General features: G+C 71.4%; 17 protein-coding genes. 12 read left to right on the top strand and 5 right to left on the bottom strand.

Annotation, left to right across the window (positions count from 1 at the left end):
• Positions 1 to 2 precede the first annotated feature (2 nt).
• The 3 genes from QC385_RS33255 to QC385_RS33245 are packed head-to-tail and all read left to right on the top strand — an operon-like array spanning position 3 to position 3,609.
• The gene (locus QC385_RS33255) at positions 3 to 989 is read left to right on the top strand and encodes a carbohydrate ABC transporter permease (RefSeq protein WP_279545071.1); all 987 of its coding nucleotides are present in this window, start codon (positions 3 to 5) and stop codon (positions 987 to 989) included.
• Positions 986 to 1,810: a carbohydrate ABC transporter permease gene (locus QC385_RS33250; protein ID WP_150478704.1), complete on the top strand. Its 825-nt coding sequence runs from the start codon at positions 986 to 988 to the stop codon at positions 1,808 to 1,810. Before QC385_RS33255 ends, QC385_RS33250 begins: the two co-directional genes overlap by 4 nt.
• 59 nt (positions 1,811 to 1,869) lie before the next feature.
• A complete protein-coding gene (locus tag QC385_RS33245; RefSeq protein ID WP_279545070.1) occupies positions 1,870 to 3,609 on the top strand; it encodes an amylo-alpha-1,6-glucosidase in 1,740 nt (579 codons plus the stop codon).
• A gap of 7 nt (positions 3,610 to 3,616) precedes the next feature.
• Here QC385_RS33245 and QC385_RS33240 read toward each other — a convergent pair whose 3' ends face one another.
• From QC385_RS33240 to QC385_RS33230, 3 genes are read right to left on the bottom strand one after another with little or no spacing between them, the layout of a single operon-like run.
• Positions 3,617 to 4,858, bottom strand: a complete 1,242-nt coding sequence (locus QC385_RS33240; protein ID WP_279545069.1) for an NAD(P)/FAD-dependent oxidoreductase — start codon at positions 4,856 to 4,858, stop codon at positions 3,617 to 3,619.
• A complete protein-coding gene (locus QC385_RS33235) occupies positions 4,855 to 6,306 on the bottom strand; it encodes an amidase (RefSeq protein WP_279545068.1) in 1,452 nt (483 codons plus the stop codon). Before QC385_RS33235 ends, QC385_RS33240 begins: the two co-directional genes overlap by 4 nt.
• Positions 6,303 to 7,403, bottom strand: a complete 1,101-nt coding sequence (locus QC385_RS33230; protein WP_279545067.1) for an Nramp family divalent metal transporter — start codon at positions 7,401 to 7,403, stop codon at positions 6,303 to 6,305. Before QC385_RS33230 ends, QC385_RS33235 begins: the two co-directional genes overlap by 4 nt.
• 86 nt (positions 7,404 to 7,489) lie before the next feature.
• Between QC385_RS33230 and QC385_RS33225 the strand changes: the two genes are divergently transcribed.
• From QC385_RS33225 to QC385_RS33215, 3 genes are read left to right on the top strand one after another with little or no spacing between them, the layout of a single operon-like run.
• Positions 7,490 to 9,808, top strand: coding sequence for a glycosyl hydrolase family 95 catalytic domain-containing protein (locus tag QC385_RS33225; protein ID WP_279545066.1), 2,319 nt, complete (start codon positions 7,490 to 7,492; stop codon positions 9,806 to 9,808).
• A gap of 25 nt (positions 9,809 to 9,833) precedes the next feature.
• Positions 9,834 to 11,723: a glycoside hydrolase family 97 protein gene (locus tag QC385_RS33220; RefSeq protein WP_279545065.1), complete on the top strand. Its 1,890-nt coding sequence runs from the start codon at positions 9,834 to 9,836 to the stop codon at positions 11,721 to 11,723.
• A gap of 41 nt (positions 11,724 to 11,764) precedes the next feature.
• Positions 11,765 to 12,997, top strand: coding sequence for a glycoside hydrolase family 88 protein (locus tag QC385_RS33215; RefSeq protein WP_279545064.1), 1,233 nt, complete (start codon positions 11,765 to 11,767; stop codon positions 12,995 to 12,997).
• Between the two features lie 13 nt (positions 12,998 to 13,010).
• On the opposite strand, the gene QC385_RS33210 is transcribed toward QC385_RS33215, so the two are convergent.
• Both QC385_RS33210 and QC385_RS33205 read right to left on the bottom strand, forming a co-directional pair.
• Positions 13,011 to 14,288: an alginate lyase family protein gene (locus QC385_RS33210; protein ID WP_279545063.1), complete on the bottom strand. Its 1,278-nt coding sequence runs from the start codon at positions 14,286 to 14,288 to the stop codon at positions 13,011 to 13,013.
• A gap of 165 nt (positions 14,289 to 14,453) precedes the next feature.
• Positions 14,454 to 16,127, bottom strand: coding sequence for an NAD-dependent malic enzyme (locus QC385_RS33205; protein ID WP_279545062.1), 1,674 nt, complete (start codon positions 16,125 to 16,127; stop codon positions 14,454 to 14,456).
• A 161-nt stretch (positions 16,128 to 16,288) separates the two neighbouring features.
• On the opposite strand from QC385_RS33205, the gene QC385_RS33200 reads away from it, so the two are divergent.
• The 6 genes from QC385_RS33200 to QC385_RS33175 all read left to right on the top strand — a co-directional run bounded on the left by QC385_RS33200 (position 16,289) and on the right by QC385_RS33175 (position 22,977).
• Complete coding sequence (locus QC385_RS33200) at positions 16,289 to 16,756, top strand: DUF6069 family protein (RefSeq protein ID WP_279545061.1); 468 nt, start codon at positions 16,289 to 16,291, stop codon at positions 16,754 to 16,756.
• A 198-nt stretch (positions 16,757 to 16,954) separates the two neighbouring features.
• Positions 16,955 to 18,907 carry a hypothetical protein gene (locus tag QC385_RS33195; RefSeq protein ID WP_279545060.1) on the top strand — a complete coding sequence of 651 codons (1,953 nt, stop codon included), beginning with the start codon at positions 16,955 to 16,957 and terminating at the stop codon, positions 18,905 to 18,907.
• Position 18,908: 1 nt separating this feature from the next.
• The gene (locus QC385_RS33190; protein ID WP_279545059.1) at positions 18,909 to 19,997 is read left to right on the top strand and encodes a hydrogenase expression protein HypE; all 1,089 of its coding nucleotides are present in this window, start codon (positions 18,909 to 18,911) and stop codon (positions 19,995 to 19,997) included.
• 64 nt (positions 19,998 to 20,061) lie between these two features.
• Positions 20,062 to 21,855, top strand: a complete 1,794-nt coding sequence (locus QC385_RS33185; RefSeq protein ID WP_279545058.1) for a nickel-dependent hydrogenase large subunit — start codon at positions 20,062 to 20,064, stop codon at positions 21,853 to 21,855.
• The gene (locus QC385_RS33180) at positions 21,848 to 22,384 is read left to right on the top strand and encodes a NifU family protein (RefSeq protein WP_279545057.1); all 537 of its coding nucleotides are present in this window, start codon (positions 21,848 to 21,850) and stop codon (positions 22,382 to 22,384) included. The genes QC385_RS33185 and QC385_RS33180 overlap by 8 nt, the downstream gene beginning before the upstream one ends.
• Entirely contained in the window at positions 22,381 to 22,977 is a 597-nt protein-coding gene (locus tag QC385_RS33175) for a DUF5947 family protein (protein WP_279545056.1), read from the top strand. The genes QC385_RS33180 and QC385_RS33175 overlap by 4 nt, the downstream gene beginning before the upstream one ends.
• Positions 22,978 to 23,008 lie beyond the last annotated feature (31 nt).

Below are 23,008 nucleotides of genomic sequence, written 5' to 3'. Positions count from 1 at the left end.
CGATGAAGCAGACGGCACATCCGCCGGACCACCGGACCGTGCGCACACCGACCGGGACGGCGGCGGTACCCGCCCCGCCCCCGGCCCGTGCCGCGACACGACGCCGGCCGGCATCCCAGCAGTGGGCCGCCTGGGCCTTCCTCACCCCGGTGACCCTCTACCTCGTCCTCTTCTACGCCTATCCGCTCTACCGCAACATCGACCTCAGTCTGCGGAACTACACCGTCCGCTCCTTCGTCCAGGGCGACGCACCGTTCACGGGCCTGGAGAACTACGGGAAGATCCTCGACGACCCGACCTTCGCCCCGGCCCTGCTCCACACCGTGGTCTTCACCGCCGTGTGCCTGGTCCTCCAGTACGCCATCGGCCTGGCGCTGGCGGTCTTCTTCCACCAGCACTTCCGACTCTCGGCGACCCTGCGGGCCCTGTTCCTGGTGCCGTGGCTCCTGCCGCTGATCGTGTCGGCCTCCACCTGGTCGTGGATGCTCAACAGCGACTCCGGCATCGTCAACGCCGCCCTGCACGCGCTCGGCATCGGCCCGGTGAACTGGCTCACCTCACCGTCCTGGTCACTGACCTCGGTGATCATCGCCAACATCTGGATCGGCGTCCCCTTCAACCTGGTCGTGCTCCACAGCGGCCTCCAGTCCATCCCCGCCAGCCTGTACGAGGCCGCGGCACTGGACGGGGCGAACGCCTGGCAGCGCTTCTGGCGCATCACCTTCCCGCTGCTGCGCCCCGTATCCGCGATCACCCTGCTGCTGGGCCTCGTCTACACGCTCAAGGTCTTCGACATCATCTGGATCATGACCAAGGGCGGCCCCGCCGACTCGTCCACCACCTTCGCCACCTGGTCCTACCAGCTCGGCTTCGGCAACCTCCTGCCCGCCTTCGGCCCCGGAGCGGCCGTCGGCAACCTGCTCGTCGTCGCCGCCCTGGTGTTCGGCCTCGTCTACATCCGGGTCCAGCGAAAGCAGGCGCTGTCATGAACCGAAGCCCCAGCCGCACGTGGTGGAAGACGGCCACCGGTCTGCTGCTGACCGGAATCATGCTCTTCCCGGTCTACTGGATGCTGAATGTGTCCTTCACCCGCGACCAGGACATGCGCAAGTCGCCCCCGGACCTGTTCCCGGCCGACGCCACCCTGGAGGGCTACCGGGCCGTCCTCGACCAGCAGTTGCCCTACCTCGGCACCAGCCTCGTCATCGGCCTGGGCACCGTCGTACTGACCGTGGCCCTCGCCGCGCCCGCCGGCTACGCCCTGGCCAAACTCCGCCCGCGCGGCGGCGGTCTGCTCGGCTTCCTCTTCCTGGTCGCGCAGATGATCCCCGGCATCATCATGGCGATGGGCTTCTACGCCATCTACCTCCAGCTCGGCCTGCTCCAGTCCGTCCCCGGCCTGATCGTCGCCGACTCCACCCTGGCCGTCCCCTTCGCCGTCCTCATCTTCACCGCGTTCATGTCTGGCATCCCCGGCGAACTGCTCCAGGCCGCGAAGACCGACGGGGCCGGGGCCCTGCGCACCTTCCGGTCCATCGTGCTGCCGATGAGCCGCAACGCCGTCGTCACGGTGTCCCTGTTCGCGTTCCTGTGGTCGTGGTCCGACTTCGTCTTCGCCAGCACCCTCGCCAGCGGCGGCGCCCACCAGCCGATCACCCTCGGCATCTACCAGTACATCGGCAACAACAACCAGGAGTGGAACGCCATCATGGCCACCGCCGTCGTGGCCTCACTGCCCGCCGCGGTCATCCTCGTCCTCGCTCAGCGCTACGTCGCCGCCGGCGTGACCGCCGGAGCCGTCAAGGACTGACCTCCCGCGGACCTTCCCTTCTGCCGACGATCCCTGCTCGAGAAACGAGTCACGCCTCCATGACCGCCGCCCCGTCGTCCGGACCCGCCTTCTCCGTCCACGACATCCCGTTCAGCACGTTCGGATCCTGGTTCGGCATCTCACCCGTGGTGGCGGAGAAGACGTACGCCGAGGACCTCCACCTCGTCTCGCACCAGAACGGCATGCACGCCGTCCTCCGCCTCGTCCCCCTGGACCCGGCGACCGGGGAGCGCGCCGGGGCCCGTGTCGAGGCGACACCGGGACTGCTCAGCTGGGTCGGCCCGGCCGGGCGTATCGACCTCGCCTACGAGTCGCCGGACACCGTACGCCTGCGGGGCAGCGGCCTGGACATCGCAGTCTTCGCGGCCGCGCAGGTCCTGACGCCGTTCAGCGGGACGTACTTCTTCCACGACCCGGCGGCGGACGCGCACGTGTTCACGTCGTACGAGACGGGGCGCCGCTACCGCGTCACCCTCCTGTCCGGCCGTATCGCCCAGACCGCCGGAGCCCAGGCCCTGGGCAGCGGCGACCGCGGCCTCGCCCTGACCGCGGCGGCGGACGGCGGGTGGGAGATCGCCGTCGAGGAGGTCGACACCGCTCGCCCGCCGTACGTGTCCTCGGCCGCCTTCGGCGAGATCGCGGCGTCGGCATGCGGAGCCTTCGCGGACTTCGTCGAGGCGGTGGCCCCCTGGCGCTCGTCCGCCACCCCGGCCGCCGAACTCGCCGCCTACGTCCTCTGGTCGGCGACCGTACGCCCGACCGGACTCGTCTCCCGGCCCGCCGTCCTCATGTCCAAGCACTGGATGGACAAGGTCTGGAGCTGGGACCACTGTTTCAACGCGCTGGCCCTGGCCCAGGGCTGTCCCGAACTGGCCACGGACCAGTTCGCCCTGCCCTTCGACCACCAGGACGGCAGCGGAGCCCTGCCCGACTCTGTCACCCACTCCGAGGTCCTCCACAACTTCGTCAAACCGCCCATCCACGGCTGGGCGTCGGGCCGTCTGCGCCGACGGCTGCCGGTGCCTCCCAGCCGGGCGGAACTCGCCGGAACGTACGACCGGCTGGAACGCTGGACGCACTTCTGGCTCACCGCCCGGCGCGCACCCGGCGCCGCTCTGCCCCACTACCAGCACGGCAACGACAGCGGCTGGGACAACGCCACCACCTTCGACCCCGAACGGGTGGTCGTCACCGCCGACCTGGCCGCTTTCCTCGTCCTCCAACTCCATGAACTCGCCGCGATGGCGACGGAGTTGGAGATGCCGGACGAAGCGAGCCGGTGGACGCGCACGGCCCGCGAGATCCAATCGGCGCTGCTGGACGAGCTCTGGACCGGCGAACGGTTCGTCGCCCGGGGAGCCGCCACCGGGGACACCTGGAGCAGCTCCAGCCTCCTCGACCTGATGCCCATCGTGCTGGGCGAGCACCTGCCCGGCGAGGTCGGCAGCGCGCTGGCCGACCACATCAAGGCCCATCTGACCCCGTACGGCCTCGCCACCGAACTGCCCACCTCACCGCACTACCTCTCCGACGGCTACTGGCGCGGCCCCGTCTGGGCCCCCGCCACCGTCCTCATCGAGGACGGCCTGCGCCGCGCCGGCCACCACCGGCTCGCCGACGACATCAGCGCCCGCTTCCGCGCCCTGTGCGAGACCCACGGCTTCGCCGAGAACTTCGACGCCCTCACCGGCACGGGTCTGCGCGACCGCGCCTACACCTGGACCGCCGCGAGCTACCTCCTCCTCGCCGAAGCACACGTACACCGGGGCAGCCACTGACCGTGCGTCACCGCAGCGGATGCAGCGCCGTCAACTCGGCGGCCCCACGGCCCGTGACGATCGACTCCGCCAGCAGCTTGCCGCTGAGAGGGCCCAGGGCGATGCCCCACATGCCGTGGCCGCCGCAGACGCGGACCCGGGGCGAGCGGGTCGGGCCGACCAGGGGCAGGCCGTCCGCCGTGCACGGGCGGGGGCCGGCCCACTCGTCGGTTCGGTGGGTGAGGTCCGCGGAAGGCAGCAGATCCCGGACGGAGTTGACGATGGCCGCGATACGGCGGGGGTCCGCAGGGCGGTCCGGTGCGGTGAACTCCATCATTCCCGCCACCCGCACCCGGTCCCCGAGCGGTGTGCAGACCACTCGCCGCTCGGCGAAGTACGTGGGCCGGGCGGGCAGCCCGGCCGGAGGCAGGGAGAAGCTGTAGCCGCGTCCGGACTGCACCGGAGTGCGCACACCGAAGGGCGCGGCCAGCCGGCCGAGCCAGGCTCCGGGGGCCAGGACGGCCGCGTCGGCCCGCACGGACGTGCCGTCCCGGGCGAGGGCGACGACCTCAGTGCCCAGATCCCGTACACGGGTGACCTCCAGGCCGGTGACGATCTTCCCGCCCCGGTCGCGGACCGCGTCGGCCAGCGCTCCGACGAACGCCCCGGGGTCGAGGTGACGCTGGCCGTGCAGTCGTACGGCCGCGTCGACGCGCGACGACAGCGCGGGCTCCGACTCGCGCGCCTCGGTGCCCGTCAGCAGGTCGTAGTCGACCTCCTGCCCCGCCGCGCGCACCGCGTCCAGCTCCGCCACGAGCGGGGCCCGGCCGGCCGCGGAGGTGAAGGCGATCAGGCACGGCTCGCCCGTGCGCGTCGGCTCGGCGATCCCGCCCCGGGCCAGATCGTCGTACGCGGAGAGCGCCCCGCGGTTCAGCGCGGTGAGTGCCGCCATGGCCACCTGCCAGCGCTGATGGGTGCAGTTCCGGGTGAACGCCAGCAGGAAGCGGGCCAGCCGCGGATCCGGCCGGGGCGGGATGTAGAGCGGGGAGGCGGGGGAGAGCAGGCTGCGCAACCCCAGCTTCAGGGCGGCCGGTTCGGGCAGGGGCACGGTCAGCGCGGGGGACAGCCAGCCCGCGTTGCCCCACGACGCGCCGGCCGCCACGCCCCGCCGGTCGACCACGGTGACCTCGACACCGGCCTCCTGGAGGAACCAGGCCGTCGCCAGCCCGGCCATGCCCGCACCCACGACAACGACACTGCGCGGACTCATGACCGACCGCCTTCCACCATGGCCGTGCTCACCGCGACGTCCGGCCGCCGTTCCCCGAACCGCGTCGCCTGCTCGAACGCGTACCCCGCCCTCAGCACGGCCGCGTCCCCCCGGTGCGGCCCCACCACCTGGAGCCCGACCGGCAGCCCGGCCGGGGTGAAGCCGGCCGGGACCGACAGCGCCGGGCAGCCGGTCATCGTGATCAGGCCGGCGGAGCGCATCCAGTCCAGATACGTCTCCATGGCGACGCCGTCCACCGAGGCCGGGTGAGGGAGGCGGACGTCGAAGGGCGCGACCTGACTCACCGGCAGCAGCAAGATGTCGTAGGTGGCGAAGAACTCGCGGACCCGGTGGAACAGCGCGGCCTGGAGCAGCTGGGCGCGGCCCAGGTCCGGGCCGGTGAGCTTGCGGCCCTCCTCGATGTTCCAGACGACGTCCGGCGCCATGCGGTGCCGGTGCTCGTCCAACAGGGGCCCGTAGGCGAGCTCCATCTGCCAGGCGCGCTGGACGAGGTACGCCTCGTCGGCGTCGGACAGGTCGGGGCAGGTCTCCTCGACCTCGCAGCCCAGCGCGGCGAAGACCTCCACCGCGCCGCGCACCACGTCCCGGACCTCCGGGTCGACGGGCACGCTCCCGCCGAGGTCGGGCGACCAGGCGACCCGCCATCCGCGGACGTCGGCGTCGAGCCGGCCGGCGAAGAGGGAACCCGGCGTCTCCAGGGCGAGCGGGCTGCGCGGATCCGGCCCGGCCAGCACCGACAGCGTCAGGGCGACATCCTCCACGGTCCGCGCCATCGGGCCCTTGACCGACAGTTGCCCCCACGGTGCCTTGTCGGGCCAGGACGGTACCCGGCCGGGGGAGGGGCGCAGACCCACCACGTTGTTGAAGGACGCCGGGTTGCGCAGCGAGCCGCCGGTGTCACTGCCGTCGGCGATCGGCTGCATGCCGCAGGCGAGTGCGGCCCCTGCTCCGCCGCTGCTGCCGCCCGCGCTGCGCGAGAGGTCGTAGGGGTTGCGGGTCGCGCCGAAGACGGGGTTGACGGTGTGCGAACCCATGCCGAGCTCGGGCACGTTGGTCTTGCCGAGCGTGATGGCCCCGGCCCGCTTGAGACGCTCGACGACCAGGTGGTCCCGGGCCGGGACGTGGTCGGCGAGGACGGGGGAGCCGTACGTCGTGCGGATGCCCGCGGTGTCGTGGAGGTCCTTGTGCGCGACGGGCAGCCCGTGCAGCGGCCCCAACGCGGCCTGTGACACGGCCCGTTCGTCCGCCTCGGCCGCCGCTTCGAGCGCCCGTTCGGCGACCAGGGTGACGATCGCGTTCACCGACGGGTTCACCCGGTCGATCCGTTCGAGATGGGCGGTGACGACCTCACGGGCGGAGATCTCACGGCGCCGCAGGGCCGCGGCGAGCTCGGTCGCGGTGCTGAAGCACAGGTCGGCGGGGTTCACAGTCCTCCCAGGGTTTCCTCGAGCTGCACGACGGCGAGCACCCCGAACAGGACGAAGGAGCCCGACAGCAGCACGTTCGAAAGGGTCTTGTTGCGATACGGCGGCTGAAGGCCGCGCCGGTTGAGAAGGACCAGCAGCGCCCCGGACAGCAGCGGCAGGACGAGGGAGCCCACGGCGGCGTAGGTGAGCAGCAGGGGGACCGGCTTCCCGGCGAAGGTCACCGCCACGGACGTTGCCGCGCAGTAGAGGACGAACAGGCGGAACGGGAGGCTGCGCTGGCCCATGTGCCGCTCGGCCTCGTCGTCCGGCACTCCGCGCAGGGTGCGCAGCGAGTCGGCCAGCAGGTAGCACAGGGCGTTGAAGCCGCCGACCAGGGCGCTCAAGGTCACGAGGAAGAAGGTGCCCAGGAACAGCACCCGGGCCCCCGACCCCAGGTCCGCGCCGAGCGGTTCGGCCAGCGCGGCGAGTCCGTCGTTGCCGGTGATCGTCCGGCCGCTGCCGTACAGCAGGCCCGTGCCCACGATCGAGGTGCACGCCACGAACAGGAACGTGACCGTGTAGCTCATCGCCGTGTCGGCCCGCATGACGGGCAGCCAGCTCGCGTGCCGCCAGCGCTTCTCCCGCACCCAGTAGCTGTACGAGGCCACTCCGGCCGTGCCGCCCACCCCGCCGACCAGCGCCAGCACGGTGATCACGTCGCCCTCCGGCAGCCGCGGCCGCAGCGAGGACACCAGTCCGGACGGGTCGTCCATGGTCACCAGCGTGGCCACGGCCAGAACGACCATGCCGACGAACTTGGCCAGCATGAAACCGCTCATCACCCGCTCGAACAGCGTGTACCGGCCCACGTACACGATCCCGGCCGACGCCAGCGCGATCACCAGGCCGAGTGGTCTCACCGGCAGCGCGGGGAACAGCGTCGACAGCGCGAGCGACGCCACCGAGCTCAGCGCCGCCCCGTACAGCAGGCCGATGACCAGGACGAACGCGAAGAAGGCGTACGGGAGCCAGCGGGCGGCCGAGCCGTCCTGTTCAGGCCCGGTGAACGGAGCTGGAGTCTCCTCGATACATCGGATGGGTCGTCCACGTGAACTCATTCCGGGCCATTGACAGGTGCATGAGCCCTGCTTAGGTTCGCCGATACACCCGATGTATCGATGATCCGTCAGGTCTGGAGGACACGATGACCTCACAGCCGGAGCAACGTTCGAAGGTGGCCCGCAGAGCCGTACTCGGCACCGCGCTCTCCGGCGCGGCAGCGGCGGCCCTGCCCGGGACGGCCCATGCCGAAGTGCCCGCGGGGCCGGTGCCGTCCGTCACCGGCGGCGGCAGACGCCCCTGGAATCTCCGCGACACCATGACCACCGACAGCGCCTGGTCGACGTTCCTGCGCGGCCAGGACCTGCTGTGGACCAGGCTGCCCACCCGCTGGTACGAGGGCCCGTTCCTCGGCGACGGGCTGCTCGGCAGCATGATCTACCGGGAGCCGAACGCCAACCAGGTCCGCTTCACCGTCCAGCACGGCCGAGTGCAGGACCACCGCCCCGAGTTCGGCAGCGGCTGGGGCACCTGCCGACTGCCGGTGGGGCACCTCACGCTCGAACCGGCCGGCACCATCACCGCCGTCGACTGGCGGCTGAGCCTGTGGAACGCCGAACTCACCGGCACCGTCACCACCACCGCGGGCAGGCTCACCCTCTCCGCCCTCATCCACGACGAGGTACTCGCCGTCCGGGTGCGGGCCTCCGGCGGCGAGCGCGCCGTCTGGACCTTCCACCCCGAGGAGGCCATCAGCCCCCGGAAGATCCAGGAGGCCCCGCCCGCCGACTACATCCCCAACCCGCCCTGGACCACGAAGACCGCCGCCGACGGCACCGAGCAGGTGCTCCAGCCCCTCACCGGAGCCCAGACCGCCACCGCCTACCGGCGCGACGGCGACGACCTGCTGCTCAGCGTCGGGCACAGCGCCCCCTCCACCACGGCGGCCGAGGCCGACTCCCTGCGCAACCTGCGGCGCGCCGGGTCGTACGGCACCCTCCGGCGACGGCACCTCCGCTGGTGGCACGCCTTCTACAAGAAGAGCTTCGTCTCGTTCCCCGACCAGCGGCTCCAGAGCTTCCACTGGATCCAGCTCTACAAGGTCGCCTCGGCCAGCCGGGCCGGCGGCCCCGTCATGGCCACCTCCGGCCCGTGGCTGGAGCCCACCCCCTGGCCCGCGGTCTGGTGGAACCTCAACGTCCAGCTGGAGTACTGGCTCATCCACGGCTCCAACCACCTGGAACTCGACGCGCTCGCCACCACCCTGCGCCAGAACCAGGAACAGCTCATCGCGAACGTGCCCACCGCCTACCGAGCCGACAGCTCGGGCGTCGGCCGCAGCTCCGACATGTTCGCCAACCGGGGAGTGGGTAGGCCCGGCAGCGGCACCGAGGCCGGCAACCTCACCTGGGCGCTGCACAACGTGTGGCTGTCCTACCGGCACTCCATGGACAAGGGACTCCTGCGCGACACGGTCTTCCCCGTCCTGCGCCGGGCCGTCAACTACTACCTGCACTTCCTCACCCCGGGCAGCGACGGCAAGCTCCACCTGCCGAGCACGCTCTCGCCCGAATACCCCGTCGTACCGCCGCAGGACACCAACTACGACCTGGCCCTGATCCGCTGGGCCTGCCAGACGCTCATAGAGTCCGCCGAACTCCTCGGCATCGACGACGACCTGGCCCCGCGCTGGCGGGAGGTGCTGGCCAAGCTCACGCCCTACCCGGTCGACGACAACGGCTTCATGATCGGCGCCGGCACGCCGTACGAGCGGTCCCACCGGCACTACTCGCACCTGCTGATGGTGTACCCGCTGTACCTCGTCAACTGGGACCAGCCCGAGAGCCGCGACCTGATCACCAGGTCCGTGGAGCACTGGCACGCGCTGACCGGCGCCCACCGCGGCTACAGCTACACCGGCGCCGCCTCGATGTACGCGATGACGGGCGACGGTGACACGGCGATCGGCTACTTACGGAAGTTCTTCGACACCTCCACCCGCTACCCCTGCCAGGCCAACACCCACTACACCGAGGCCGGTCCGGTCATCGAGACGCCGCTGTCCGCCTCGCAGTCCCTGCACGACATGTTCTGCCAGAGCTGGGGCGGCGTGATCCGCGTCTTCCCGGCCGTCCCGACCGCATGGGCGGACGTCACCCTGCACGACTTCCGCACCCAGGGCGCCTTCCTGGTCAGCGCCGTCCGCAAGAAGGGGACCACCCGGTTCATCCGGATCAAGAGCCTGGCGGGCGAGCCGCTCAAGCTCCGGCACGGCCTCACCGGCACCCTCACCGTGCTGCTCGACGACGGCACCCCGGCCCGCACTCGCGACCTGGGCGGCGGCACCCTCGCCATCGACCTGCCCAAGGGCCGCGAGGTGCTCGTCCACTCCGGAGCGCGGCCCGACCTCGTCATCGCGCCCGTCACCGCCGGCGAACCGGGTCCGGCCTGGGGACTGCCGTAATCACCGCACACCTCGGAGGGTTCACATGGCTGTTCCGATCAGAACCGTGGTCGCCGCGCTGTGCACCGCACTGGCGGCCACCCTCCTCACCACCGCTCCCGCCGGGGCCGAGCAGCGGGAGCACGCCTGGACGGTGACCGTCGCCGCCGACGCACCCCGCGCACGGATAGCCCTGGACGACAGCACCGGCACACTGAGCCTGTCGGTGACCCGTGCCGGCCGTACGGTCATCGAGCCGTCGCCCGTCGGCATCGTCACCGAACGGGCCGACTTCTCCAAGGACCTGCGCTTCATCCGCGGCAAGAACCGGAAGGTCGAGGAGCGCTACCGCACCAAGTCGGGCAAGCGGCTCGACCGCCGGGTCCGCATGAACGAGACCCGCCTGTCCTTCGCCACCCCCGCCGGCGCCCGGCTCGACCTGCTGGTCCGCGCCGCCGCCGACGGCGTCGCCTACCGCTACGTCCTGCCCGCCGGACACGGCGATGTGCTCGGCGAGACCTCGGCCTTCAACCTGCCGCCGGACGCCGGCGCGTGGCTGGGCACCTACCGGCCCGACAACGAGGGCCAGTTCACCGAGTACACCGCCGCCACGGCCCCCACCGGCGCGTACTCGCCCCAGGCGCTGTTCGCGACCGACGGCGGCTACACCCTGCTCGCCGAATCCGACCTCACCGGCGCCTACTCCGGCGCCCGGCTCGCCCACGACAAAGGCACCGGCACCTACCGCGTCGAGCTGGCCGACGACCGGGTGAAGACCGACGGCCCCCTGGCCACGCCCTGGCGCGCCATGGTCACCGGCGACCTGGCCACCGTCACCCGGTCGACCTTCACCGACGACCTCGCTCCCGCATCCAAGGTCGCCGACCCGTCCTGGAGCAGGCCCGGCACCGTGCTGTGGACCTGGCTCGCGGGCGGCCGCCCGGCCGGGCAGAGCCTCGCCGCGCAGAAGGCCTACGTCGACTACGCCGCCGAGCGGAACTGGCCCTACGAGGCCGTCGACGCGGGCTGGTACTTCAAGGCCGACGAGTGGGACGTCACGGACCCGGACTGGCAGACCAACAGCTGGATGCCGGAACTCGTCGACCACGCCCGCGCCAAGGGTGTCGGGATCATCGTCTGGATCCACCAGCGCGACCTCGACACACCCGAGGAACGCGCACAGTGGCTGCCCACGCTGGAGCGGTGGGGCGTCAAGGGAGTCAAGATCGACTTCATGGACTCCGAGGCGCAGGCCACGCTCCAGTGGTACGACGCCATCCTCCGGGAGACGGCCGCCCACCACCTCATGGTGAACTTCCACGGGTCGACCATCCCCAAGGGCATGCAGCGCACCTGGCCCCACGTCATGACCCTGGAGGGCGTCGCCGGCGAGGAGAAGCGGACCAACACCGCCGCCCACCTCACCACCCTGCCCTTCACCCGCAACGTCATCGGCTCCATGGACTTCACCCCCGGGGCGTTCCAGCGCGTCGGCCTGCGCCCCAACTCCGACGCGGCAGAGGTCGGTCTCACCGTCGCCTACGAGTCGGGTCTCCAGATGTTCGCGGGAACCCCCGAGTCGTACGACGCCCGGCCGCTCGCCCGGGACTACTTCGATCAGGTCCCCGCCGCGTGGGACGACACCCGGCTGCTCGCCGGCCGGCCCGGCCGCGAAGCCGTGCTCGGCCGCCGCAGCGGCGACCGCTGGTTCCTGGGCGGGGTGTACGCCGGGTCCGCCCGCAAGGCCGAGGTGCCGCTGACCATCGGCTCGGGGAGGTGGCTGGTCGAAACGATCCAGGACGGTGCCGACGGGCTCGTCAGGAACCGGCAGGTGCTGCGCGGCGGCGACACGCTCGCCGTGGACGTGGTCGCGAACGGCGGCTTCGCCGCGATCGCCTGTCCTTGGCGCGCGGGTGTCACCACCTGCCACCGCTGAGCCTGTTCACCGTGCGTGCACACCGAGTGGGAGGGATCATCATGAGTGTTTCCCGGCGTACCGTGCTGGCCACGGCGGCCGGCGCCACGGCGTTATGCGTTTCCCCGGCACCTGCCGCGGCCGCGGACACGACCGCCGGCCGGACAACGGCGGCCACCCTGCGCACGCTCCGCGCGGCGGCCGACTACGCCGTCGAGAAGGTCGCCGCCGTCGCGCCGGACGTGACCGCCTTCCCCGTCGGCACGAAGTTCGAGAAGTGGGTCTACTCGCAGAACGGCGACTGGGTCGGCGGATTCTGGCCGGGCACGCTGTGGATGGCATGGCTCTACAGCAAGGACGACGCCTTCCGCACGCAGGCCGTGGCCTCGGCGCGGAAGCTGGCCCCCCGCCAGCACGACACCGGCACGCACGACCTCGGCTTCCTCTTCTACCCGTCCTGGGTCACCGCCTGGCGGCTGACCGGCGACGAGGCCTGGCGGACGGGCGCCCTGCGGGCTGCCGACTCCCTGATCCAGCGGTACAACCCGCGCGGGCGCTTCATCAGGGCGTGGGGCGCGCTGAACGATCCGAAGAACGCCGGCCGCGTCATCATCGACACGATGATGAACCTCGACCTGCTGGCGTTCGCGAGCCGGCAGACCGGGGACGGCAGGTACCTGGACATCGCCGTGGAACACGCGAAGACCACCCGGCGGGTCTTCCCCCGCCCGGACGGATCGACGCCGCACGTCTACGACTTCGAGCCCGACAGCGGCACCCCCGTCGGCCCGAACACCGTGCAGGGCTACAGCCCCACGTCCTGCTGGTCGCGCGGGCAGGCGTGGGGGCTGTACGGCTTCACCACCATGTACAGAAGGACCGGGAACCGCGACTTCCTGACCACTGCCCGCGCACTCGCGGACTACGCGATCGGAGCACTGACCCCGGACCACGTCCCGGTGTGGGACTACCGCGCGCCGCAGCAACCTCACGACATCAAGGACGCGTCGGCCGGAGCGATCACCGCCTGCGGGCTGCTCGACCTGTCCGCCGCCACCGGCGGGCAGGCCTATCGCGAGGTGGCGCTCCGGCTGCTCACCGCACTGGCGCAGACGTGCCTGACGAAGAACTCGGCCCGGGCGGAAGCGGTGGTGGCCCGCTGCACCCGCAACCGCCCGGCCGAGGACGGCATCGAGATCTCCCTCCCGTACGCCGACTACTACCTGCTGGAAGGCATCCTGCGGGTGCTTCGGCCGCAGGACATCGACCGGGCGATCGACCTCTCCACGGTCTGACCGGCAGCGCCGCTCAGCCCGCGATGGAGTCCAGCTGTTCCGCCGCCGGGCGCAGGACCCACAAGTCGCCGCCCGGCGGCTCCTCCAGCGAGCGGACGGCCCGCTGCGCCCGCCTGTCCCCGGCATCGGCCGCCGCGTGCACGACGTCGGTCGCCGCGTACCGGCGGAACTGAAGCTCCGGGTGCGGCCAGGCGGCGGCTCCCGTCGCGGCGGGCAGGAGGTAACCGACCGCCTTGAACAAGCTCTCTTGCTCCGGTCCCTGATAGGCCCACAGATCCACTCCGGCGTTCCGGCCGATGGCCGCCAGCCGCGCATGCGCGACCAGGGTGAACGTCGAGTAGTGCCAGCTCCTGGCCCGGGTCAGCTCCTGGGGCTGGCTGCCGTCGGCCGCGATCTGCGGTGCGATGCGCTTGTGCCGGGCGTCCAGGACCGTTCGGCGGGCCAGTTCCCGGTCGCCGGTCGCGTAGGCGAGGCCGGCGAGCAGCAGGTCGTAGAAGGTGCCGTGGTTGTTGGTGGCGGCGGCCTCCTGCTTGCCGAAGTAGCTGTTCCTGAGCCAGTCGAGGAAGGCGGTGTTCCAGCGGGTCATGCCCCTGCGGTCCTTCGCGGTCCAGCCCGGGGCGCCGCTCTCCAGGAGGGCGAGCGCGTCGAGGACGCTGGTGTAGGACTGCGAGAAGTCGATGATGCCGATGGCGCGACCGTCGTACTTGCACGGGATGAACTGCGCATGCTTCAGGTGGGGGTTCATCCTCGTGGCCGGATCGAGGAACCAGGTGCGCAGCACCTGACCGGCCTTCTCGGCGTACCGCGCGTCGCCGGTGTAGTACCAGGCGAGGGAGAGGTCGTAGGCGGAGTCGAAGGTCTTCTCGACGTCCTGGCGGTCGGTGCCGGAGTCGACCTCGGGATTGCGCTCGCCGTCGCGTTGCACGTACGGACAGCCCCACGGATTGTCCGGGGCCGGTGTCTTGGTGGGCCACCAGTACGGAGCCTGACTGAGGTAGTCGTGCGGGTCCCCGCTGGGGGCGGGGCGGGGTTTGTCGACGACGGTCCAGGGCCCCTGGTCCAGCCACCGGTCGGCGCGCTCCCGCAACACCGCCACGGCGCGCCGGAGTCGGGGATCCCCGTGTTGCAGCCGGACCTTGGTGCGGTGCAGACGGGCACCGTCCATGACGGCGGTGTGCGGGACGCGGTACGTGTGCTCGGCCTCAGCACGGGCCGAGGCGGCGGGGGCGACTCCCGTGACGAGCGCGGCGAGAACCATCAGCACAACGCCTAATCGAGATCGTGCCCTCATGAATCCACTCCCTTCGAGTTCATGGCTGTGAACAACGTTCAGGTGGTGGGTTGCATGAGCATGCCACGACGGCTTCCGGTGGGGAAGAGGGCTCGCAGGGCCGGGACGGCTGTCACAGACCCGGGCCCTGCCCTGTCTCTCTGGTGAGTCAAGCCGTGGCGGCGCTCAGCCCTCGTAACGGGGTGTCCACTGCGCCTGCGCGACGGCCCTGCGCAGTTCCTCCTCCGTCGCCTGCGGAGCGACCCCGTCCTTGACGGCGGCGAGAGCCGCCGCCAGGGCGATCTCGCGAGCGGACTCGCGCATCCCATTCAGGGGCGGCAGCAGCGGCACGGGGCCGTCGTCTCCGTGCGCCGCCCGTACCGCGCACTCGGCGACGGCCCGGGCGGCGGCCACCATCATGCGGTCGGTGACGCGGGTGGCCCGGCTCGCCGTCACCGCGAGCCCCATGGCCGGGAAGACGTACACGTTGTTCGACTGCGCCACCGGCACCTCGTGCCCGTCCACCGTGAGCGGCGGGAAGGGCGAGCCGGTGGCGATCAGTGCCCGGCCGTCGGTCCAGCGGGTGAGGTCCGCCGGATCGGCCTCGGAGTGGGAAGTGGGATTCGACAGCGGAAAGATGACGGGCCGTTCGCAGGTCGAGCCCATCTGCCGCACGATCTCCTCGGTGAACGCGCCGTGAGCCGTCGACAGTCCGATGAGCGCCGTCGGCTCGACACGGCGCACCACCTCCGCGAGGCCGGTGCCGTCCCAGCCGTTCACCTCGCTGTCGTCGCGCGCGAACACCCGCTGCTGCGGCGTCAGTTCCGTGCGCGAGCGCACCAGCAGGCCGTCGACGTCGAGGATCCAGAACCGTGCCGTGGCCTCGTCCTCGGACAGGCCCTCCTCGATCATGGCAGTCCGGATCATGTCGGCGACACCGATGGCGGCCGACCCCGCACCCAGGATCACCAGGCGCTGCCCGGACAGCGGGGTGCCGGACACGTTAGCGGCCGTGGACAGCGCGCCGAGCGTGACGGCCGCCGTGCCCTGGATGTCGTCGTTGAAGGTGAGCAGCCGGTCCCGGTAGCGGGCGAGGATCGGGTACGCGTGGGCGGTGGCGAAGTCCTCCCACTGGAGCAGCGTGCCGGGCAGCTCCGCCTCCACCGCCGAGACGAACGCCTCGATCATCTCGTCGTAGTCGGCGCCGGACAGCCTGCGGTCGCGCCGGCCGAGGTAGCGGGGGTTGCCGAGCAGGTCCTCATTGTCGGTGCCGATGTCCAGCAGGATCGGCAGGGTGTGGGCGGGGTGGATGCCGCCGATCGCCGTGTAGAGGCTGAGCTTGCCGATCGGGATGCCCATCCCGCCGACGCCCTGGTCGCCCAGGCCGAGGATGCGCTGCCCGTCGGTGACGACGATGACGTCCACGTCCTTGTCGCGGTGCGGGCGGTTGCGCAGGATGTCCCGGAAGCGGTGCCGGTCCTCCCACGTCAGGAACAGCCCGCGCGGCCGCCGGTAGATCTCGCTGAAACGCTGACAGGCCTCACCCACCGTCGGCGTGTAGACGACGGGCAGCAGCTCCTCCAGGTACTCGGTGACCAGACGGTAGAAGAGCACCTCGTTGGTGTCCTGGAGCTGACGCAGGTAGATGTGCCGGTTGAGGGGCTTGTCGTAGCCGTGGAACGCCTCGTAGGCGCGGGCGACCTGCTCGTCCAGGGTCTCCACGGCGGGCGGCAGCAGCCCGTCGAGGCCGAGCTCGGCGCGCTCCTGCCGACTGAAGGCGGTGCCCTTGTTGACGAGCGGGTCGGCCAGGGTGGTGAGGGCGGGGCTGGTGGTCGTGCGGGGGTGCTGGGTCTGGTCCATGGGGTGACGCCTTCCCTGGACTCACCGGTTCGTGCAGGCGACTTGCGCTGTTCGGCCGATGGGCCGTGCCGGTTCTCGGTGCACCGATGAGTTCCGGCGCCTCGCCCGGTCTACCTCTCCGTAAGGCGTACCGAGCCCAACACTGAGCAGGAGAAGGCGACATGAGCGTGACGACCCCTCAGACGCAGACCCGGTCCGACTCCCGGCACACCACCGGCTTCCTCTCCACGCGCCCCGTATGGCTGGTCGGCGTCCTGGCGACGCTCGCCGGTGCCGTCGTGACCGAGGCCTTCGCGCTCGTCGCCCGGGCCGCGGGCGTCCCGATGGAGGCGGCCAGCCCCGGGGCCAAGGAGGCGGCGGAGATCCCCGTCGGCGGCTTCGGCGGCGGCGTGGTGTTCTGGTCGGTCGCCGGGATCATCCTCGCGGTGGTGCTCGCCCGCTGGGCCAAGCAGCCCGCCCGGACGTTCACCGTGACCACCGTCGTCCTCACCGCGCTGTCCCTCGCCGGCCCGGCCGTCGCCCCGCACACGGCCGCGTCCACCCAGATCGTCCTCGCCGTGTCGCACGTGGTGGCCGCCGCGGTGATCATCCCCCTGGTGGCACGGCGGCTGTCCCACGTGCGGAGGTGACACCCCTCGACCCCCACGATCCCGACACCGGCCCGTCGCGCTCACCGCGACGGGCCGTCGTCGTGCCCACCGCGACAGACCCGAACGGCCCAACGGGACTGCGCCGGAGGAGGCGACCTTGGATGAGCGGTGTGAACGTGGTGGAAGGGATGCGCGTGCACCCCTGAAGGCGTGTGCACACCCGGACGAGGAGACGCGATGGCGGAGGGATTGGCCGAGGGCGGCACGGTGCGCGCTGCCGCCGCAGGTGGCGAGGATCTGCCCCCGGACCGAACCCTGGACTCCTTCGAGCAGGTGAGCGCCGTCGCCGACGCCGTCCTCTACGAGGGATACCTCCTCTACCCCTACCGCCGGTCCTCGGCCAAGAACCGCGTCCGATGGCAGTTCGGGGTCCTGTTCCCGAGGGACTGGGTGGAGGCGGACGGCCCCGTGGTCCCCGGGGTCTCCGGCAGCGCCGACTCCTGGTACCAGCAGACCGAGTGCCTGCTGCGGATCCGGCAGCCCGGCAGCGCGTCCGTACGTGTGCGGATCCGTCACCTCCAGATGCAGCGCAAGCAGGTGGAGGAGACCCGGGAGGGCCGTCATCACGCCGTCGAGTCGCTGCGCACCGCCGACGGCACGACGCATCTGACCTTCGACGAGGCCGTGCCGCGTGAACACGAGATCGAGGTCCCGCTCGACGAGCTCCTTCGGGACGGACGCACCGTGCCGGTGGTCGCGCCGGCCGGCGTGGACGTCGAGCCGCTGCCCGGTGACGCCGGGCGGGTGGTGCGGCACCGCGACGAGGTACGGGCAGACACCACCGTCACCGCCGAGCGACTGTCGGACGACCTCTGCCGGCTCCGTGTGCGCACCACGAACACCGGGCCCGCACCGCAATCGCGGACCACTCGTGACGAGGCGCTGCGCCGCGCCCTCATCGCCACGCACACCCTCATCGGCGGCGACGGCGTGGAGTTCGTCTCGCTGACCGACCCGCCGACGGACCTGAGCGCACTCGCCCGCTCGTGCCGGAACGAGTTCACCTTCCCCGTCCTCGGCGGCGACGACGGCCACGTCCTGCTCTCCGCACCCATCATCCTGCCCGACCACCCCCAGGTGGCCCCCGAGAGCCCGGGTGACCTGCACGACGCCGCCGAGATCGACGAGATCCTCACGCTGCGCACGATGCTGTTGACCGACGAGGAGAAGCGCGAGGCGCGGGCCACCGACCCGCGGGCGGCCGCGATCCTCGACCGGGTCGACACCATGCCGCAGGAGGTCTTCGAACGACTGCACGGCGCCGTCCGCTCCTTGGCACCGGTCGCCGCGGTGTCCCCATCGCCCGGGGCTGCCGTCCCCGCGTCCCCGGCACCGGGGGCCGCCGCGCCCGGGGCCCCGGCGCCTGCGGGTGGTGCCACGCCTGCGACTTCGACGCCTGCGGGTGCCGCGCCCATGACGCCCGTGCTTGCGACTTCGGCGGCCGGGGCTGCCGCGCCCGTGACCTCGGCGCGTGGGACTGCCGTCCCTTCGACCCCAGCGCCTGGGACTCCCGCCCCTGTGACTCAGGCGCCCGGGTTTCCCGACGGCGTGACGCCCGCGGCCCCGGTGCCCGGGACTGCCGCGCCTGCGACGTCTGCGGCCGGGCCTGCCGCGCCCGTGACCCCCGCGCCTGCGACTCCGGTACCCGGTGCTCCCGCCCCCGCGACGCCCGCGCCCCCGGCGCTCGGGACGCCCGCGCCCCCGGAGTCCGTATCCCCCACCCCCACCGACCGCCCCGCCTGGTGGCAGGAGGGCGCAGACGACGGTCTCTCCCCGGCTACCGACACCGTGCTCGTCGACGGCGTCCGGCTCGGCGGCGGCAGCCGTGTCCGGCTCCGTCCCCGGGGACGCGGTGCCGACGCCCAGGACATGTTCCTGGCCGGCCGCACCGCCGAAGTCGCCGCCGTCTTCCACGACGTGGACGGCAGCGTGCACCTCGCCGTCACCCTCGACGACGACCCCGCGTCCGAACTGCACACCTGGTACGGCCGCTTCCACTACTTCCGGCCCGACGAGCTCGAACCGATCGAGCCCGCCGGATCCCCGGACGAGCCGTCGGCACCGGCTCCCGCCGCAGCGAAGGCGCGGCACATGACCGACTCCGAGACCCCCGCAGCGGAGGCCGAGTGACATGACAACGCACAGCAGCACCACGGAAGTCAGCAAGGAACCCGACCGGTCCGAGGACCGGCAGGGCATGGACGAGATCCACATCCTCTGGATCTCCGAAGGCATGAGCTGCGACGGCGACACCGTCTCCCTCACCGCCGCCGGCCAGCCCTCCATCGAGGACCTGGTGCTCGGACTGATCCCGGGCCTGCCCAAGGTGAACCTCGTCAACAAGGTGCTCTCCCCGAGCCTGGGCGGCGAGGACTTCCTCGCCCCCTACCGGGCGGCCGTACGGGGCGAACTCGGACCGTTCATCCTCGTCATCGAGGGCTCGGTCCCCAACCAGAACATCATCGAGGGCGACGGCTACTGGACGTCCTTCGGCAACGACCCGGAGACCGGCGAGCCCCAGACCCTCAACTGGTGGATCGACCAACTGGCCCCCAAGGCCTGGGCGGTGGTCGCCGCCGGCACCTGCGCCACCTTCGGCGGCATCCACGCCATGTCCGGAAACCCCACCGGCTGCATGGGCCTCGCCGACTACCTGGGCTGGGACTTCACCTCCCAGGGCGGCCTGCCGATCGTCAACGTGCCCGGTTGCCCCATCCAGCCCGAGAACTTCATGGAGACCCTGGTCTGGGTCCTCTACCACGCGGCCGGCTCCGCGCCCCCGCCCCCGCTGGACCACATGCTGCGCCCGCAGTGGCTGTTCGGGAAGACGGTCCACGAGGGCTGCGACCGCGGCTCGTACTACGAGCAGGCCAGCTTCGCCAAGGACTACAACTCGCCCAAGTGCCTGGTCAAGACGGGCTGCTGGGGTCCGGTCGTCAACTGCAACGTGCCCAAGCGCGGCTGGATGGCCGGCATCGGCGGCTGCCCCAACGTCGGCGGCATCTGCATCGGCTGCACGATGCCCGGCTTCCCCGACGCGTTCATGCCGTTCATGGACGAACCCCCCGGCGGAACCCTGTCCTCCCTGGCCATCAAGCCGTACGGCGCCGTCATCCGCCGCCTGCGCGGCATGACCAACGAACTGGTCAACCACGAACCCAAGTGGCGTCACAACAAGCGCAAGCTGTCCAGCGGCTACGACCCGCGCTGGCGGCCCTGATGCCGCGCGACACACACCCCACCACCCGACCACGCAGCACCGACAGCGAGGGGCAGCACCGCAGATGACCACCACCGAGGCCCGGCCCACGGACCGCAAGCCGCCACAGCTCGTGGACATGTCCTGGGATCCGATCACGCGGATCATCGGGAACCTGGGCATCTACACGAAGATCGACTTCGCCAACCGGGAAGTCGTGGAATGCCACAGCACCTCGTCGCTCTTCCGCGGCTACTCGGTGTTCATGAAGGGCAAGGACCCGCGGGACGCGGGCTTCATCACGTCCCGGATCTGCGGTATCTGCGGCGACAACCACACCACCTGCTCCGACTACGCGCAGCAGATGGCCTACGGCGTCAAGCCGCCCCCGCTGGCCGAGCACATCGTCAACCTCGGTGAAGCCGCCGAGTACATGTTCGACCACACGATCTTCCAGGACAACCTGGTCTTCGTGGACTTCTGCGAGGCGATGGTCAAGGCCACCAACCCCGGGGTGCTGGCCCGCGCCGAACGCACCGCGGCGCCCCGCGGCGACATCCACGGCTACCGCACCATCGCCGACATCATGAAGGCCTTCAACCCCTTCGAGGGCGAGGTCTACAAGGAGGCCCTGAAGGTCAGCCGGGTCACCCGCGAGATGTTCTGCCTGATGGAGGGGCGGCACGTCCACCCGTCCACGCTGTACCCCGGCGGCGTCGGCACGATGCCGCAGCCGACCACCTTCACCGACTACCTCAGCCGCCTCATGCGGGTCATCGACTTCGTGAAGAAGGCCGTCGCCATGAACGACGACGTCTTCGACTTCTTCTACGAGGCGCTGCCCGGCTACGAGGAGGTCGGCCGCCGCCGCGTCCTGTTGGGCTGCTGGGGCGCCTTCCAGGACCCCAAGGTCGTCGACTACCGCTACGAGTCGATGAACACCTGGGGCAAGGCGATGTACGTCACCCCGGGCATCATCGTCGACGGCGAACTGGTCACCAACAACCTCGTCGACATCAATCTCGGCATGCGGATCATGCTCGGCAGCTCGTACTACGAGGACTGGGTCAACGAGGATCCCTTCGTCACCCACGACCCGCTCGGCAACCCCGTCGACATGCGCCACCCGTGGAACCAGACCACCGTCCCGGTGCCGCAGAAGCGCGACTTCGACGACAAGTACAGCTGGGTGATGAGCCCCCGCTGGTTCGACCAGCGCACCGGCGACCACCTCGCCCTCGACACCGGCGGCGGCCCGCTGGCCCGCCTGTGGTCGACCGCGCTGAGCGGCCTGGTCGACACCCCGTACGTCAAGTCCACCGGCCACAGCGTGCGCATCTCCCTGCCCAAGGGCGAGTCCCTGCCGGAGACCACCCTGGAGTGGCGCATCCCGCGGTGGAGCAACACCATCGAACGCGACCGCGCCCGGCCGTACTTCGTCGCCTACGCCGCCGCCATGGCCCTTCAGTTCATCGAAGAGGCCATGGGGATGGTGCGCGCGGGCGAGACCAAGGTGTTCGAGAACTACGAGGTGCCCGACGAGGCGATCGGCTGCGGCTTCCACGAGGCGGTGCGCGGTGTCCTCTCCCACCACCTGGTGATCAAGGACAAGAAGATCGCCAACTACCACCCGTACCCGCCCACCCCGTGGAACGCCAGCCCGCGCGACAAGTACGGCACCCCCGGCCCGTACGAGGACGCCGTCCAGGGCCAGCCCATCTTCGAGGAGAACGGGCCGGACGACTTCAAGGGCGTCGACATCATGCGCACGGTCCGCAGCTTCGACCCCTGCCTGCCGTGCGGCGTGCACATGTACGTCGGCAAGGGCAAGACGCTCACCACCCTGCACTCGCCGACGTACGGAGCGAACCATGGCTGAGGCCGCCGGCACCCGGCTGGCCGACCCGGACGTCGAGGCCCGGCTAGCCCGGCTCGACGAGGTACTGGAAGGCCTCGAACCCCTGCCCGGCGCGGCCACGGAGGCGGTCCGGCTGCTGACCGAGGTCTACGGCGAGGCCCTGGCCCGCGTCCTGGACCAGGCGGACGAACAGCTGGCGGAACGCCTGGCCGACGACGAGCTGCTGGGCCACCTGCTGGTGCTGCACGACATCCACCCCGAGCCCCCCGAGCGCCGGGCGGCCCGCGCGGTCGAGCGGCTGCGGCCCGCCGTACGGGAACGGGGCGGCGACGTGGAGTGGGCCGGTGTGGAAGGCGAGACCGGCCGGGTGCGTCTGAAGACGAGCGGCTGCGGCTCCGGCTGCGGCGGTGGAGGCTCCGACGTCACCGACGCGGTCCGGGAGGCGGTGCTCGCCGTCGCTCCCGAGCTGACGGCGGTGGAGCCCCTGCCGAGCACGCCGGCTCCCGCGTTCGTACCCCTGACCACGCTGACGCACCGAGGCGCACGGTGACCACCGACGGGGCGCTGGCCCGCCTGATCCGCTCCTCGGCCGACCGCACGACGGCGGCCGGGGCGGAGGGGTGCGACCTGTGCGCCGCGCCCGTCGCCGACGAGCACGCCCACCTCTACGACACCGGGCAGGAGGAGGTGCACTGCGTCTGCGGCCCCTGCTCCGTGCTGTTCGCCGGGGCCGGGGCGGGCGACGGCCACTACCGGCTCGTGCCCCGGCGCCGGGTCCGGCTGCCCAAGGTGGACACGGCCGTGCTGGGCGTACCCGTCGGCCTGGTCTTCTTCGTGCCCCGGACGGACGGCACGGTCACCGCGCAGGGCCCGAGCCCGGCGGGAGCCATGCGGTGGGAGGTGGACGCGGCGGCCTGGCAGGAACTGACCGGGACGTGTCCGCAGCTCGCCGGCGTGGAACCCGATGTGGAGGCCCTGCTGGTGAACACCGTCCACGGCCTCGACCACCACTGGATCGTGCCGATCGACGACTGCTACCGGATGGTCGCCGTCGTACGCGGGGAGTGGCGCGGCCTGTCCGGCGGAGGCCAGGTCTGGCCGGCCGTCGAGCGGTTCTTCGAGGACCTCACCGAGCGGCCATGAAGACGCACTCCGCAGGTCGGAGGCGAGGAAG

The sequence above is a fragment of the Streptomyces sp. DH10 genome (assembly GCF_029813805.1).
Classification (GTDB): domain Bacteria; phylum Actinomycetota; class Actinomycetes; order Streptomycetales; family Streptomycetaceae; genus Streptomyces; species Streptomyces coeruleofuscus.
Note: the sequence above shows the minus strand (reverse complement) of the source record. Positions and strands in the feature narration are given on the sequence as shown.